Here is a 15589-nt window from a genome sequence, read left to right as displayed (position 1 = left end):
GAGAAAAAGCGCATGCATGGGGAAATACCCACACATACGCCATACTTGGTTACAACGAATATACGTATTTTTTTTATCTAAAAACCAAACCATTCGGCCCAGCGCCTACATCGAATGTATCCAATAGGGTTCCTTGCGCATCAAGGCGAAAGACCTGCCCATTACCTTGGAAACCGGCAGCATCTGTGACCCAAACCTCTCCATTAGCGGGGTTCACGCTCAGCCCATACAGGTTCTCCCCAGTATAAAAGGAAGGATTCGTCACCTGCCGGCTATTCAGATTGATCGCCGCCACCAAGGAACCAGTAGCCGGAAATGGCTCATTCGCACCGACATATAAGGTATTTTCATGCACATCAAATATACTGGTAGCATTTTCTAACTCAATACGATGAGAAGCAATCACCTGGAAGATGCTGCTGTTTAATTCATGGAGAAAAATAGTGGAGCCGCTACGCGCAAAGACCATCAAGCCCCCATTATGGGTGATAAAATCCCTAGGGGCTCCCTCTACCTCCACCTCACGGATTTCCTCCGTCGCTAGGTCTAAGACCACGATGCGGCCTGCAGCCTCCGCAGCGATCAACAGTTGATTTCCTCGCAGTAACATCTTGCCCGGGCGGCTTGGAACGGGTATTTTACGCGCTACCGCTCCACCCGTGAGGCCTTCTACCACGGCGATGTAAGAGTCGGGGCTGCCGAAGTTGGCATCGAAAGGTCCCCAGTCGCTTATGTACAAATTCCCACCAGCGACAGTCAGTGACCGAGGAAGATCTAAGTCCGCCTCGACAGCACCCACACTCTCAAAATCATCACGGTTCACAATTTCCACCTTGCCCGTATTGGCCACCAAATACGTGAGCGCATCGTGGTCAACCATGCTTTGGATCAGCCCTGCAAAAGGACGGTTATTCACTTCCTCAAAGAGGGCTAAGCGTACCGTTCCTTCTTCCAAATCGATAAGAGAAATTTCTCCGTTATTCTGCCCGAATTGCCCTTCGTTTACGACAAATATTCCCTCCGCGAAGGGTCCTGTTCCTGGCTCATTTGGAGAAGGTGCAGGCATCGAACTGTCCTCACTACAGGCGGCTAAAAAGAATCCTGCTGCCAGGAGGTACATAAGGGTCTTTACTACGTGTTTCATAAGTTTACTGTAAAATGGATGGTATAATTTCTTCCCGGCATGGCACGCAGCCGGAGCACTTGGTATTCGGTATCAAAGGCATTCAGCACGCGACCCTGCACTTGGCCGCTCAGGCCCTTCCAACGCCAGTCATAGGCGGCATGAAAATCGGTCAGCCGATAAGCTGCCACACGCGTAACATTATCCAAACTAATGAAGCGATCTCCCACATACTGCTGGTTTACTCCTACCTCCAAGGGCCCTATTCGGTAAGTAAGCTGGGCGTTCCACTTGTCAAAAGGGGTATAGGGCAGCTGATTCCCCACCGTTCGATCGTTTTCCCGCACGGCGCCGACATTCGTGGCCACCGTATGGTTATAAGTAGCCCGTAAGCCCAAGCTTTGACGCTCGGTGAGCTGCAGCTGTAACTCTCCCTGGTATTCCAGCCCCTGATTATGCACCTCACGAATATTCGATGGGCTCCAAAAATTTCCTGTAGGCAGCCACACGATCCAGTTATCTACCCACATGGCGTAAGCGGTGAGGCGCTGCTCTACCCTCCAGCGCTTGCGCTCCAGACGATGCTCGAAACCCGCTTCCAGGCTCCAACTCTCCTCAGGAAGCAGGTCTCTATTGCCGCCAGGCTCCCAAAAACGATCATTCAGCGTCGGCACCTTAAAGCTCCTCGCAGCCGTTCCTACGAGGCGGAGTTTTTGGCTTTCGCCCTGCCACAGTTGCCAGTTCCAGCCCAGACTAGGCGTAAAAGGTGCCGCCTCCCCATCGAACCAAAACTGGCGCAGGTTAATCGAAAATCCAAGTCGTGGAGTAGGTGTCACATTAAATGACTGGTACAGCTCCAGCCGATCTTCTTCCGCTTCATACGTGCTCAGCAGACCGATCGCCCGCGTGTATCGGAGGCCCGATTTAGCGGCGAGCCACTCATTCCCTTTCCAGTCCCATTCCCCTGCGGCCAGATGCTGCCGCGTTCTGTTACGGGAGGCATTGAATATGTTTTCATCATGGACGATCCCCGCCTTTAAGTTCAGGGTCCCCGCAGCAGCAAACCGGAAATAATCCACCACCACGCGCAGACTATTGTCCTCCTGCATATCCCGCGTATTCGAACCGATGACAGGCTGAATCTCCCGATCCGCACTGTTCCACCAGAGCGCCACACTCAGCTGATCCCGCTCGGAAAGGTTGTAGCTACTTTGATGCACCAGGCCCAGCTGCTCCACCCGTCCATGGGGCATGCGCTCCACAGGTGTCTCTCGGCGCGCCAGATTGCGGAACGGAAAATCATTTCGGGTAAACTGCCTGTAAAATGTGGTGCTCTGGGCATAGCCGCCTGCGGCAAAACGATAGCGCAGACTTGAATTCCATAGCCCAAAACTCCCAAAGCCGTTTTCAAGCTGGACCTGATGGCCAGGGGTAAAATCGGCTTTGGTCTCTAGGTGGGTACTGCCACCGATTGCATCTGTGCCGAAATTAGCCCCGGCACTACCCATAAACACATGGGCAGCATCGAAGCCCGCTAGTGGCAAAAGCGAAAAATCTATTTGGCCCAAAGAGGGGCTATTTAACGGAAGTCCATTCCAAAAAACAGCATGGTGTCCCGCAGAAGTGCCGCGCGTGCTAACTGTATTTAGCATGCCTGCACCGTACTGGCGCACGAATAAGCCCGTTTTCTGCTGCAAGTAATCTCCAAGGCTTTCTCCAGGTGCCGACGTAAGTCTTCCGCATCCACAGAATGGACTGCCTGCCCGAAGGCATACTTGGTCACCGGGATCGCCTGCACAGACACCGCTTGGAGTTCAAGGGTATCCGTGACGGCGGCCCATGCTACGCCAGAAACTCCCCAGCCACCGAAGAGGCTCAGGAAAAGAAAGACATACCTGTTCATGCGACTATGGAATGAATACAAACGATTTACTCCAAAGCGATTTGGTAAAAGAGGAAAAAGAAAGAATGGCGCGAACATCGTTAGGCGACGACCGGCACGCTGACTGATTCGCTCAGCTTTTCACCCGAAAGCTTTGAACTACTGTCGGCTAGAGGCAGGTCTCCTGACTTCCCTGGATGCTCCGGCCTTCTCATGCGCATGCACAATGGCCCTCGGTGGGTGGAACATCACTAATGCGCGGTCCGAAAACACAGCGCACTCGGGTTACAGTTGCGGGGACAGCTCCGGATTTACACCGGATTCCCTTTTAATTTAGCCGCTCATGAGTGGAGCTACTAAAACCTAAAACCGCCACAAACATACAAAGGAATTTTTAAGAATCCACTACCGTCGCTATAAACTATAGTAATTTTACACACTCAAAAATAAGGAAAAAAATCTATACGGAATTCAGCATGTAAAAAATCACTTACGTTACTTTGTGGGCAAGAGGCAGTAAGGAAAAAACCTCCGGAGCAGGTAGAACCCAGCGCCTGCCCATGGGAAGAAAATCCCTAAACAACTGCCTGAATCACATCAATTCATGCTTATTTGCCTGTGAAGCTCGTAAACATTTCCCTCCTACGCCCCCAGCTCATCCCTTTTTTCTGCCTGCTTTGGCTGAGCATAACTTTGGGCTGTAACCCAAAAGAAAACGGAAAAGAGCACCTTTGGGAGCCCGTCCCGCTCGCTTATGCGAAAGGATTTAAGCTATATAAAATTAACGACTACCTCCTCATCGAAATTCTTCAAGGGTATCCGGGACAAGAAAAGCCTGCTTATCTCCTACTCGGAGAAGCGTTTCCTGACCAGCATACCCAAGAAGCGCTTCACTCCATCAGGTACCGCTGGCTGCCCCCAGCGCAGCGACTCGTGGCCACTGCCACCTCCCATCTTCCTGCCTTAGAAGAAGTGGAGGCCTTAGAACGGCTGATTGGATTTCCGAATACGGACCTGATCAGCTCCACGCGCGTGCGGGAGCGCATCCGCGCTGGAAAGCTGCAGGACCTGGGAAAAAACGCTGGACTGAATATAGAGGCGGTGCTCGACTTGCAGCCAGATCTAGTACTGAACAGCACCTTAGGAGCCGAAGACCGCAGTGCCAAGCTCCTCGAGGAAGCAGGCATCTACGTTTTGTCGATAGGCGACTTCATCGAGCCGCACCCTTTAGGTCGAGCGGAGTGGTGTAAGGTCATCGGGGCGGTCGTAGGCCACTATGCAGCAGCGGAAGAGGTCTTCGAAAGTATCGCCGCCCGCTATGAAGCGCTACGTGAAAAAGCTGCGGCGCGCAAGTCAGCTCAGAGGTCAGATCAAAAGCCTCCACGGGTAATGACGGGCAACCTCTACCAGGATATTTGGTATGTGCCGAGCGCAGACTCTTGGAGCACCCAGTTGATTCGCGATGCCGGCGGCCACTATCTATTTGAGGAGTTAAAAGGGGCGGGCAGTCAAACCCTAAGCTTCGAGCAGGTACTAGATCGCGCCTTAGATGCCGACATTTGGCTGGGTCCCTCGGATATTCCGAGCTTAGCGGCGTTAGCGCTTAGCGATCAGCGCTACACCTACTTTACCCCTTTTAAAACACAAAAGGTCTTTAGTTTTGGCTTAAAAAAATCGGCGACAGGTGGGCTCCCCTACTTTGAAATCGCGTATCTTCGACCGGATCTCATCTTAGAAGACCTTATGCGTATCTTTGGAGGCGAATCTCTGCCAGAGGAGCAGATGCATTTTTACCTCCCACTGCCTGAAAACTAATATGCGTAGCACTTGGCTGTTTTTTCTGCTCACCATGGCCCTGTTTGGCCTTCTGCTGCTCTCCCTGAGTATCGGCTCGGTGTGGATTCCAGCTCAGGAGCTCTTGCAGCGAGCGCTTGGGCAGCCCTTCACGCGCGAAAGTCATGAGCTTATCTTTTTCGCCTATCGCCTACCGAAAGCACTAACAGCGATCCTGGCAGGCATCGCACTAAGCCTGAGCGGCTTGCAGATGCAGACGTATTTTAAAAACCCGCTGGCAGGTCCCTACGTGCTCGGCATCAGCTCAGGCGCTGGACTGGGAGTCGCTGTCTTGCTGCTGAGTGGCTCTGCCTTACAGCTGCCCATCACGGCGGCCGCTTGGGGGAGTTATGGCATCACCCTGGCCGCCTCCCTCGGTGCTGCTCTCGTGCTGCTGGCCATCAGCTTTACCGCCTGGCGCGTACGCGATAGCATGACCCTACTCATCGTCGGCTTGATGGTGGGCAGCCTGACGGGTTCCATCGTTTCCTTACTCGCCTATTTCAGCGATGCAGAGCAGCTGAAGCGCTACACCGTCTGGTCCATGGGGAGCTTGGGCAGCTTGCCGATGGCCGATGTACTGCTCTTCGCGCTGGTCTGTGTGCTCGGCATACTTCCGCTCGTCTTTCAGTTTAAAGCCTTCGACGCCATGCTTTTAGGGGAGGCTTACGCCAAAAGTATGGGCATCAGCACCCGACGACTCCGCCGGAGCATGCTGCTGAGCACCGGATTACTCGCAGGCGCCGCCACCGCGTTCTGTGGACCGATCGCCTTCATCGGCATCGCTGTCCCCCATATCGCGCGCCTGCTCTTCCAAACCGCACAGCATCGCATCCTCTTTCCAGGCACCGCCCTAGTGGGAGCCTGTCTGCTCCTGCTTTGCGACAGCATCAGCCAAGTGCCCGGCTCTGCTACGACGCTGCCCCTGAATGCCATCACCAGCCTGTTCGGAGCTCCCATCGTGATCGCCCTGATCTTAAAACGAAATTTCAGCAAAAGCCTATGAGTCAAAACGCCGATAGGAACGCCGCGAACGCAACCGTACTCAGCAGCCAAGACCTGAGCATTGGCTATGCTAAAAGTCAAGCGCCACCTTTGGCCGAAGGCATCAACCTACAGCTTAAAAAAGGGCAGCTCACCTGTCTGCTGGGCGCCAATGGAGTGGGGAAATCCACCTTAATCCAAACATTATTAGGAGAGGTGCCTGCCTGCAGGGGCGGGTGCTGCTGCAGGGACAAGATGTACGCCAGGCGCCTATCGAAATGCTTTCACGGCACCTCGCTGTCGTCCTCACAGGGCGCCACGCAGCGGCCAATTTAAAAGTGGAGGAGCTCGTGGCACTGGGCCGCATTCCACACACGGGCTGGACAGGACGTCTGCGCCCCGTCGATCAGGAGGCCATCACCCAAGCCCTCACGCAGACGGGAGCGGCCTACCTTCGCGGCCGCCTCGTGCATGAGCTCAGCGATGGTCAGCGCCAAAAGGTGTTCATCGCGCGGGCGCTAGCACAAGAAACAGAGCTTTTGATCTTAGATGAGCCCACGGCACACCTGGACCTCCCGAATCGCTACCTGATCATGCAGCTCCTGCGGGAAGTTGCGCATAAGCAGCACAAGGCTGTCTTGGTGGTCACCCATGACTTGGATATCGCCATCGAAACAGCTGACGTCTTCTGGCTGATGCGCTGCGGCGCTCCCCTGCTGAGTGGCAGCCCTGAGGATCTGATTCTTTCCGGCGAACTGGCCTCCCTTTTCGAGGGCAGCCAGTTGTATTTTGACCGCCTGCAGGGCAGCATGCGCTTTCAAGCCTCGGCAGCCCAGCGGGGCTTTCCGGGGATCCCGTGGCGGTCAAGTGGATCGGCCAAGCCCTCCTGAAGGCGGGTCTATCACTGCCCGAAACATACCGGCTGCGGGCCCATGACACGCCTTTTCAGGCCCACTTAGGCGAAAGGACTAGTGGCCAAACCCTGGCCACGTACAGCAGCATCGCGGAGGTCGTAGAGGATTTCCGCAGGCGCTTTGACTCATAAGCCTTGACTAATTTTGACTAATAAAATGCATCCTGAAAATGCGTTATCAGCGGCGGACTGCCCTGTGCCTGTTCGATGGCGATGATATCAAAACGGATTCCATACTTCCATCCCACCCGATGGACGAAATAATCTGCTGCCCGTATGATCAAGCGCTGTTTACTCTTGTACACAAACGCCTCTGGATACCCGTAGCTCAGATTCGTGCGGAACTTTATTTCGAAAAAAACCATTACCTTGTTGTGTGTCATAATCAAATCCACTTCGGCATGTTGATAGCGGTAATTCGCTTTCACCAAGTGGTACCCGCGCGCTTCCAGCCATTCTTTGGCCAAGTTTTCTGCTTGAAAACCGATTGTTCGCATGTCCATGCTGAAAAATTTTAAGTATTTTTGAAAAAGTTTACAGGAGCGTGCACATTGCGCGAAGCGCAGAAGGGAAAAATCACCGAGACTATTGCCCTAACCCTTCACTCCTTTCAGCTAAGATACATAAAAAAATAGAAACACTTGAATATCCACATAAACAGAAACGTTTATTTCGAGGACTTAGGCCTGCGCGACTACAAAGAGGTCTGGGATGAGCAGGAAAGGCGGTTTCAGGCCATCGTCAACCGGAAGATCGAGAATCGTCGCTTATCGGAAGCCGAGCAGGTGCCGACTGAGAATCACCTTTTGTTCGTAGAACACCCCCATGTGTACACCCTGGGGAAATCTGGGCGCCCGAGCATCTTTTACTCTCCGAAGAGCGGCTACAGGCCATTCAAGCCCGTTTTTATAAGATTAATCGCGGGGGGGACATCACCTATCATGGACCGGGGCAGCTGGTCGCCTACCCGATTTTAGATTTGGAAAATTTCTTTACGGACATCCATAGGTACTTACGTCTTTTAGAGGAAGCCGTGATACTGACTTTAGCCGATTACGGGCTCAGTGCTGGACGCATCGAGGGGCTCACGGGAGTCTGGCTGGACATGTCGAGCAGGTAAATCCGAGGAAAATCTGTGCCATGGGCGTAAAATCCAGCCGCTGGGTGACCATGCATGGCCTGGCGCTGAATGTGAATGCTCACTTGGACTATTTCGACTACATCGTCCCCTGTGGGATACGGGATAAGGCCGTAACATCGATGGAGCGGGAACTCGGAGCGGTATTGGATATGGAAGCAGTGAAAGTGCGCCTGCGGGGGCATTTGGCAGCGCTGTTTGAGATGAATTTAGGAGAACATGAAAAAGGATATTGATTTCGAACCCGTGGCGGGGGTAAAGCTGGCTATCGCCAAAGAAGAGGTGGCAGGCGAAAGCCAGTGGGCAGTATACATCATCAATCATAACCTAATCGAGCTCCATACGGTGCTCATCACCTCGAAGGGCTATGGCACCATCGATGGAGAAGAGAAAAAAACCAGTGTGCTGCGGCACATGATCGGAGAGCTCGGGCCTTCCTCTTTCGCACGGATAGAGCCGATTCAGCCAGAGCTTTTCGCCTTATCCAATGAATATTGGGTAAGTTATTATATTTTAGATAAAATTTTTGACAAAAAATTTGTCTTCACCGCAGGGAGTATCGTCGAGGAGAACATCCGAAAGATACCTGCCTTGGGCTTAGACGGAGTACTTCATTCCTAAAAAGCCGTCCCGGTGGGGGCAAAGTACCGCATGGGAGCGAAAACCCATGTGAAAAACACGCTTTTATGGGAAGAAAACATAATAAAAATAAAAAACAAAAGACAGGAAAGGGCTTGGATGCCAAACAACTGGCCGACAAGCTCCTACACTTTTTAGATCAGCATTATGGCAAGGCCTTTAATGCAAAACAGCTGGCGAATAGGCTCAGCATAAAAGATCCCGTGGTACGAGGAGGCATCGACCGAGTGCTCCAGCAGCTCATCCAGAAGGGTGATGTGAGTAAGGATGCACGTAATGCCTACAGCTCCACGAAGGAGCCACAGTTTTTCGAAGGTGAAGTGGATTATGTAAACCCACGTTTTGCTTATGTGATTCCAGATGCCAGCTCCGGCCTAGAAGAAGATGTAATCATTAAAGAAAGCTTACTCAAGCATGCCCTAGACGGAGACCGAGTACGAATCATGGTTTTTCCTGGGCGAAATCACTCGGGTCGCCTAGAAGGACGTGTGCTCGAGGTACTCAGCCGCGCACGAGAGGAATTTGTGGGCCGTATCGAGATTTCTCCGCGTTTCGCTTTCGTGGTGCCTGACTTCCGCAAGATGCATCAGGACATCTTTATCCCGAAGGATCAGCTCCATGGCGCACAGCATAACCAGAAAGTGGTGGTGAAGATGCATGACTGGAAGGAAGACGATAAAAACCCGATCGGTTCTGTGGTGCGCGTCTTAGGAAAAGCGGGCGAGCATGAGGTGGAGATGCACAGCATCATCGCTGAGTTCGGGCTGCCTTTCGAGTATCCAGAAGAGCCGCACCTGGAAGCGGAAGCGATCTCCGATAAAATTTCCGAGGAGGAAATTGCGAAGCGAAAAGATTTTCGCGAGGTGTGCACCTTCACGATAGACCCTGCCGATGCGAAGGACTTCGATGATGCCATTTCTTACCGAAAACTGGAGAATGGTCTGCTGGAGGTTGGCGTGCATATCGCCGACGTAACCCATTATGTACAGCCGAGGACTGCTCTGGAGCGAGAAGCGTATGAGCGCGCCACCTCGGTTTATCTGGTGGATCGAACGATTCCCATGCTTCCGGAGCGCCTGAGTAATGGCCTCTGCTCCCTGCGCCCGCATGAGGATAAGTTGACCTTCAGCTGTGTGTTCGAAATCGACGACAGCGGCAAGGTGCACAAGCAGTGGATCGGACGCACGGTGATTCACTCCGACAGGCGTTTTGCCTATGAGGAAGCCCAAGAAAACATCGATCAGGCGAGCGGAGACTTTCATGAAGAGCTCACCCACCTGAATACGATCGCGAAGGCACTCCGTGCCAAAAGATTCGAGCAGGGCGCCATTAATTTCGAAACGGTGGAGGTAAAGTTCAGGCTGGATGAAAAAGGAGTCCCCCAGGGACTGATGGTGAAAGAGCGTAAAGACATCCACAAGATGATCGAAGAGTTCATGCTTTTGGCCAACAAGGCCGTGGCCACCTTCATCTACAGCAAAAACAATGGCAAGGATACCTTTGTTTACCGGACACATGATCGCCCGGATGAGGATCGCTTAGAGACCTTCGGGACCTTTGCGAAGCGTTTCGGACATAGTTTAAAGCTGGCAAATATGAACCAAGTGGCTGCTCAGCTGAATGCGCTAATGGAGAATATTCAGGGCAAGCCTGAGCAAAACGTGCTCGAGCAGCTGGCTATCCGCTCCATGGCGAAAGCCAAGTACACCACGGAACCGAAAGGGCACTTTGGACTGGCCTTTTCGCATTACACGCATTTCACATCTCCGATCCGACGCTATCCTGACATGATGGTGCATCGTCTGCTGCAGCATTACCTGGATGGGGGCAAAAGCCTGATGCGGAACCTTGGGAAGTGAAGTGTACCCATTCATCCGAGCGGGAAAAGCGAGCCAGTGATGCCGAGCGGGCCAGCATCAAGTACAAGCAGGTAGAGTACATGAGTTTGGCTGAGGATCGTCCTTACCCTGGCATCATAACCGGTGTTACGGAGTGGGGAGTCTATGTAGAAATGACCGAAACCAAATGTGAGGGGATGGTCCGTGTGGCGGATATGGACGATGACTTCTACGATTTCGATGAAAAGAACATGCGTCTGATCGGGCGTAAAAATAAAAAGATGTACACCCTAGGCGATGCGGTCACGGTGCGCGTAACTGCCACCGACATTAACCGTAGAACGATAGACTTAGAATTTGATTGACATGACCTTAAAGACACGTGACTCCGTCCAAGACCTGCAGCGAGCAATAGAAGAAAAGATCACGCAGTATCCTTATGGAGCTGAACCCGAATCACTTTACGAGCCCATCCGGTATCTGTTGGCCATAGGAGGCAAAAGACTTCGCCCCGTACTGACGCTCTTAGGCTACCGACTTTTCGCTAGTGCTACTGAGGAGGTGCTCACTCCGGCGGCGGCAGTGGAGGTGTTTCATAATTTCACCCTGATGCACGATGATATCATGGACAAGGCCCCTCTTCGCCGGGGCAAGCCTACCGTCCACGAGCGCTGGGATGCGAATACAGCCATCTTATCGGGGGATGTGATGCTGGTGAAAGCCTATGACATGCTGCTGGAGATGGATGGTCGCTATCTGAAACAGATGCTACTCCGTTTTAATCGTACAGCTGCAGAAGTTTGTGAGGGGCAGCAGCTGGACATGAACTTCGAGCAGATGGACACTGTCAGCGAAGAACAGTACATCCATATGATTCGCCTGAAAACGGCTGTACTCCTCGGCTTTGCGCTGGAGCTGGGCGCCACCTTAGGCGGTGCCTCGAAAGAGGAGGTAGCTAAGCTCTATGATTTCGGCGTGTATGTGGGCATCGGTTTCCAGCTGATGGATGATCTTTTGGACGTCTATGCGGACCAGGAGAAGTTTGGCAAGCAAGTAGGGGGTGACATCATCGCCAATAAAAAGACCTTCTTACTGCTAAAGGCCCTGGAGCTGGCAGACGGCGAGTTAAAGGACCGCTTAGATGTAGCCCTGCATACGGCCGCCTTCTCTGCGGATGAAAAAGTACACGAAGTCACGGCGATTTACGATGCGCTCGGCATCAAGCAAATCACCGAAAAGAAGATGAACGATTACTTTGAGCGGGGCTTTGCGGCTCTGGCCGCGATCGACTGCCCCCACCCGGAGGCCAAAGCCACTTTAGAGGGGCTCACCCGCGGACTTATCACCCGAGAGTATTAACAGCGTATTAACATGGCTACCAGTGTCACCTTTCTCCTTATCGCCGCGACCTGTCTGGCGACCTTTCTGGCCCTGAAGCGTCCACGGATGCTGAGCCGCTGGATGTTTAGTCCGCACAGGATCGCGGAGAGAGGAGAATGGGACCGTTTTCTTTTGAGCGGCTTCATCCATAAGGATGGCATGCATTTGCTCTTTAACATGTTTACTTTTTTCTTTTTTGGCGGCATCGTGGAGCGCTTTTTCCTGTTCCGCTTTGGAACGCTATGGGGGCCGCTGGCATTTTTAGGCTTCTACCTGGCCGCACTGGTACTTTCCAGCCTGAAGACCTACGCGAAGCATCGCTCGAACCCGAATTATCATGCCCTTGGAGCTTCTGGCGCCACAGCAGCTGTAGTCTTCGCCAGTATCCTGCTGATGCCACTGGATAAAATTTGCTTGTTTGGCCTACTTTGCCTGCCGGGATTTGCACTGGGAGCAGCATTTTTAGGCTACACGATGTACAAGGCTCGGCAGGAGGACGATTACGTCAACCATGATGCACACTTGTATGGGGCACTGACGGGCCTGCTGGTGATCAGCCTGCTGGCACCCTACACCCTTCCTGGCTTCTTCGTACAGATCAGCCGTTTTTTAGGCGACTTTTTCGGATAACCGAGCTTGTGTTCGCCTCTAAGCGGGAACATTCCCCTTTGGCCTTCGGCCAAAGAAAGGGTGACAGAGCGAAAAAAATGACACCCCCTGCCGTGTTAATGAGCTACTAAAAAAGAAGAGCCCCATAAGGACTCTCTTTCCGATCGTTCAATCCAAATTTATCATTCGCTTTCGCTCCTGACACATACTTTTTACGCCTTCGCTTTCTGTAGCTGGCGAATATTTTTATCTGTAACTGCTTTTAATAGCGGTACCCAGTGCTCTCCTTTTTCTTCGGCGAAAACATCCGGTCCAGGCACGCCTACGCGCATGCTGACGATGGAGTTCGTCGCCCCGCCTTTACCCTCAAGCTTGAAATAGACGTCGAGGGCATTTATTTCCGGAGTAAATTTAATCATTTTATCTAAGCAGTTCCGGATTTCCTCTTGGACTGTCTGGCTGATGTCTAGGTCGATTGTTTGGACATCGATTTTCACACCGCGATAATTCTCTGTGTAGTTCATAAAAAAAGGGTTAAAGGTGAATATTCCTATACTGATTACACGTAAATAAGGGAGATTTGTTTTTTCAGCGAAAGGCGGATCCACTGGTTCGAGTGCCTTCATCTACGAGTATGCAGAGCGCTCGGGCCGTATCCCTTTCAGCAGTAAGGGCATAGCGCACGAATAACAGAAGAGTGATGGGAGAAATAGAAAAAGTAATCATCATCGGCGCCGGAGTAGCGGGGCTATTTGCGGGGGAGATGCTGCATCGGGCCGGTGTACCTTTTGAGATTTTAGAGGCTACGGACAGCTATGGGGGGCGGCTGGCACCTTTGCGCGATTTCGCGCCCTACTCCATGGACTTGGGTGCGCAGTGGCTACATGGTGAGCGGAGTGCGCTGGGAGATAGTGCCCGCAGACAGGGGGTGGTGCTGACAGAAGATCCTTTAGAGCCAACCTACTGGTTTGAGGGGGCACTGCGGGAGCGGCTGCCGAAAAAGGTGGATATATTCACGGGGAGAGGACTTCCGGACATGTCCTTTGCCGCTTATGCGGCAAAGAAAGGGCTTCCGGCTTCCTATGCGCACATCATCACGGCCCTAGCAGCTGATTTAGGGGGCTCCGCGGATCGTATTTCAGTGGGGGCCATGAACGAGGAGGAGAAGGGCTGGAGCTCTGGGACTCGGGATTATAAGTTTGCGGAAAGTTTTTTTTATTTTATAGATCAGCAGATTTCAGAGGAGGTGAAGGCGGCGATTCGTTATGGCAGACCGGTGAGGGAGATTCATTATGGGCGAAATGGGGTAACAGCCGTGGATACGCTCGGGAATCGCTATACCGCGGATAAAGTCATCGTAACCGTTTCGATCGCTGTGCTGAAATCGGGGATGATGCACTTCGATCCTCCGCTGCCAGCCGAAAAGGTGGCGGCATTCGATAAGATCGGAATGGAGGCTGGGATGAAGGTGTTCTTGGCCTTTAAAGAAAAATTTTACCCGGCTTATGTGGTTGGTGGGCCGGTCTGTGCGGCGTACATCGACGATAGTACAGGTAAACCCGAAGGGCCTCCTGTGCTTTTGGCCTACCTAATCGGGGAGCAGGCGGAGCGACTGTCGGCTTTAGGGAACGAGGAGGCGATTACGCGGGCGCTGCTGGAGGAGTTGGATACGATGTTTATGGGTCAGGCTTCTGAAAATTTCGTAAAATCCTATGTAAAAGACTGGGGAAAAGCGCCCTATGTCTTGGGTGCCTATTCCTATAGCACGGTGGGAATCGGAAATGCCCGTGTACTGGCAGCGGCGCCAGTGGAGGATAAAATTTACTTTGCAGGCGAAGCCATGCAGCTTAACGGGCACCATCAGACCGTACATGGGGCGATGGAGCGGGCGGTGGAAGTGGTGGATGAGGTCGTAAAAAAAATCACCCGGACAGGGCCCGAGTGATTTCCGATAAAATAGCATATGTTCTATTCGTTTTACTTCATGTCGATGGCTGCTTTTAACTCGTCTAGGTTCATCAGATTGGCCAGCTGCTTGGTTTCGATGTCTTTAAATTTGGTGAGCTCCGCATCGATGCGCTTTGTAATATCCTGACGCACCTGCTCTGCACCGTCTGTAGGTCTCCACTCCCCTGTGCCTACGATGACATTTAGGTGAGCCAACTTGTTATTCAAGCGGATCGGGAAGTTTAACGGATCCTGGCGGCTTTGGTTTTGCGTCTGGTAGAGCGTCTCTTCGATACTTGTTAAGGACTTGATGATATCCTCTCCCTGGCGCGCACGCACCTTCTTAGAAGCGATCATATCCTGCAGTGAGCTGCGGTATTCACGGATCAAGGTGATGGTCTGGTGGGTTTCTGTCAACTTATCGCGAACAGCTAGAAGGAAGTCATACTGAGCTTGCAGGTCAGCTTGGGTAGACGGATAGCGTGGATCCGCTAAGACTTTAAACGGCTGTTCCTGCGTGGCACCGTCCACGATCATGCGCACCTTATAATCTCCAGGCACTACTTTCGGGCCTGTAAGCGGGCCTGACCACATGATCATGCCTTCGAAAGCTTTCGCATCGGGCACGCGAAGGTTCCAGTTGAACTCATTTGAACCTGCTTTCACTTTTAGCGTATCGCCATCGATTCCTTTCGTCGAGAATGCGCGCACTACCTCGTTCCGCGAATTCAGGAATTCGATACGCATCTCGTCTTTTGGCGTTTCTTTCAGGTGATAGTACACCAATACACCTCCAGGGCGGTTCGTTCCCGCTGTTGGGGAAGGTCGGCGTACGCCGTCGATGCGATAAGAATCCTGCGGACGGAATAAGTGGAAGGGCTTGGTGCCTAAATCAGGTGCTAGCTGATGCAGGACGGTCAGGTCATCGATAATCCAGAAGCTTCTTCCTGTGTGGCGGCGATAAGGTTGTTTTCCTTAATGGTCAAGTCCGTGATGGGCACGATAGGAAGATTGAGCTGTAAGCTCTGCCAGTTCGCACCATCATTAAAGGAAACGTACATGCCTGTCTCTGTTCCTGCATAGAGATAGCCCTTTTTAGCTGGATCAGCACGCACTACACGCGTGAAGTGATCTGCTGGGATGCCTGTAACGATTTTCGTCCAGGTGGCACCATAGTCAGAGGTCTTATACAGATAAGGGCAAAATCGCCGTTCTTATAGGATGTGGCTGCAAAATAAAGCCCCCCGCCTCAAATGGCGAAGCCTCCATGCTGTTAATTTGAATCCACTCTGGAAGATCGGGA

The 15589-nt window shown here is 52.4% G+C and carries 14 protein-coding genes, 3 pseudogenes and 1 riboswitch; of the genes and pseudogenes, 10 read left to right on the top strand and 7 right to left on the bottom strand.

The window, feature by feature from the left end; translation table 11 throughout:
• Positions 1-73: 73 nt before the first annotated feature.
• Genes A3SI_RS01190 through A3SI_RS18715 form a run of 3 tightly spaced genes read right to left on the bottom strand, consistent with a single transcriptional unit; the run spans position 74 to position 3026 of the window.
• Entirely contained in the window at positions 74-1144 is a 1071-nt protein-coding gene (locus tag A3SI_RS01190) for a YncE family protein (RefSeq protein ID WP_156810101.1), read from the bottom strand.
• Positions 1141-2820 (bottom strand): TonB-dependent receptor, encoded by a 1680-nt coding sequence (locus A3SI_RS01185; protein ID WP_009053254.1) that lies wholly within the window; start codon positions 2818-2820, stop codon positions 1141-1143. Before A3SI_RS01185 ends, A3SI_RS01190 begins: the two co-directional genes overlap by 4 nt.
• Entirely contained in the window at positions 2769-3026 is a 258-nt protein-coding gene (locus A3SI_RS18715) for a hypothetical protein (protein WP_156810100.1), read from the bottom strand. Before A3SI_RS18715 ends, A3SI_RS01185 begins: the two co-directional genes overlap by 52 nt.
• Before the next feature lie 136 nt (positions 3027-3162).
• Positions 3163-3387, bottom strand: a riboswitch (cobalamin riboswitch).
• Between the two features lie 236 nt (positions 3388-3623).
• Here A3SI_RS18715 and A3SI_RS01180 point away from each other — a divergent pair.
• The 4 genes and pseudogenes from A3SI_RS01180 to A3SI_RS18710 all read left to right on the top strand — a co-directional run bounded on the left by A3SI_RS01180 (position 3624) and on the right by A3SI_RS18710 (position 6867).
• Positions 3624-4820, top strand: coding sequence for an ABC transporter substrate-binding protein (locus A3SI_RS01180; protein WP_009053253.1), 1197 nt, complete (start codon positions 3624-3626; stop codon positions 4818-4820).
• Position 4821: 1 nt separating this feature from the next.
• Positions 4822-5844, top strand: a complete 1023-nt coding sequence (locus A3SI_RS01175) for an iron ABC transporter permease (protein WP_009053252.1) — start codon at positions 4822-4824, stop codon at positions 5842-5844.
• Positions 5841-6712, top strand: a pseudogene (locus tag A3SI_RS01170) (ABC transporter ATP-binding protein). The gene A3SI_RS01175 and the pseudogene A3SI_RS01170 overlap by 4 nt, the downstream one beginning before the upstream one ends.
• Positions 6679-6867, top strand: a complete 189-nt coding sequence (locus A3SI_RS18710) for a hypothetical protein (protein WP_009053250.1) — start codon at positions 6679-6681, stop codon at positions 6865-6867. Before A3SI_RS01170 ends, A3SI_RS18710 begins: the two are co-directional and overlap by 34 nt.
• Positions 6868-6884: 17 nt before the next feature.
• Here A3SI_RS18710 and A3SI_RS01165 read toward each other — a convergent pair whose 3' ends face one another.
• Positions 6885-7238, bottom strand: coding sequence for a YraN family protein (locus A3SI_RS01165; protein WP_009053249.1), 354 nt, complete (start codon positions 7236-7238; stop codon positions 6885-6887).
• A gap of 138 nt (positions 7239-7376) precedes the next feature.
• Here A3SI_RS01165 and lipB point away from each other — a divergent pair.
• From lipB to A3SI_RS01140, 5 genes and pseudogenes are all read left to right on the top strand, one after another.
• Positions 7377-8109 (top strand): annotated as a pseudogene (lipB, locus tag A3SI_RS01160) (lipoyl(octanoyl) transferase LipB).
• Positions 8093-8494, top strand: coding sequence for a hypothetical protein (locus A3SI_RS01155; protein WP_009053246.1), 402 nt, complete (start codon positions 8093-8095; stop codon positions 8492-8494). Before lipB ends, A3SI_RS01155 begins: the two are co-directional and overlap by 17 nt.
• 65 nt (positions 8495-8559) lie before the next feature.
• Positions 8560-10715: pseudogene (rnr, locus tag A3SI_RS01150) on the top strand (ribonuclease R).
• Between the two features lies 1 nt (position 10716).
• On the top strand, positions 10717-11709 hold the full coding sequence (locus tag A3SI_RS01145; RefSeq protein ID WP_009053245.1) for a polyprenyl synthetase family protein: 993 nt from the start codon (positions 10717-10719) through the stop codon (positions 11707-11709).
• Positions 11710-11721: 12 nt separating this feature from the next.
• Entirely contained in the window at positions 11722-12360 is a 639-nt protein-coding gene (locus A3SI_RS01140) for a rhomboid family intramembrane serine protease (RefSeq protein ID WP_009053244.1), read from the top strand.
• Between the two features lie 191 nt (positions 12361-12551).
• Here A3SI_RS01140 and A3SI_RS01135 read toward each other — a convergent pair whose 3' ends face one another.
• Positions 12552-12863 carry an HPF/RaiA family ribosome-associated protein gene (locus A3SI_RS01135; protein ID WP_040669757.1) on the bottom strand — a complete coding sequence of 104 codons (312 nt, stop codon included), beginning with the start codon at positions 12861-12863 and terminating at the stop codon, positions 12552-12554.
• A gap of 176 nt (positions 12864-13039) precedes the next feature.
• On the opposite strand from A3SI_RS01135, the gene A3SI_RS01130 reads away from it, so the two are divergent.
• Entirely contained in the window at positions 13040-14284 is a 1245-nt protein-coding gene (locus tag A3SI_RS01130; RefSeq protein WP_009053242.1) for a flavin monoamine oxidase family protein, read from the top strand.
• A 32-nt stretch (positions 14285-14316) separates the two neighbouring features.
• Here A3SI_RS01130 and A3SI_RS21965 read toward each other — a convergent pair whose 3' ends face one another.
• Together A3SI_RS21965 and A3SI_RS21960 are read right to left on the bottom strand one after the other, a co-directional pair.
• The gene (locus A3SI_RS21965) at positions 14317-15072 is read right to left on the bottom strand and encodes a hypothetical protein (protein WP_316929030.1); all 756 of its coding nucleotides are present in this window, start codon (positions 15070-15072) and stop codon (positions 14317-14319) included.
• 131 nt (positions 15073-15203) lie between these two features.
• Complete coding sequence (locus tag A3SI_RS21960; RefSeq protein WP_316929029.1) at positions 15204-15401, bottom strand: beta propeller repeat protein; 198 nt, start codon at positions 15399-15401, stop codon at positions 15204-15206.
• Positions 15402-15589: the final 188 nt, after the last annotated feature.

It is taken from the genome of Nitritalea halalkaliphila LW7 (assembly GCF_000265075.1).
In the GTDB taxonomy this organism is placed as follows: domain Bacteria; phylum Bacteroidota; class Bacteroidia; order Cytophagales; family Cyclobacteriaceae; genus Nitritalea; species Nitritalea halalkaliphila.
The sequence above is the reverse complement of the archived record's forward strand: the minus strand, read 5'-3'. Positions and strand labels throughout refer to the sequence as shown.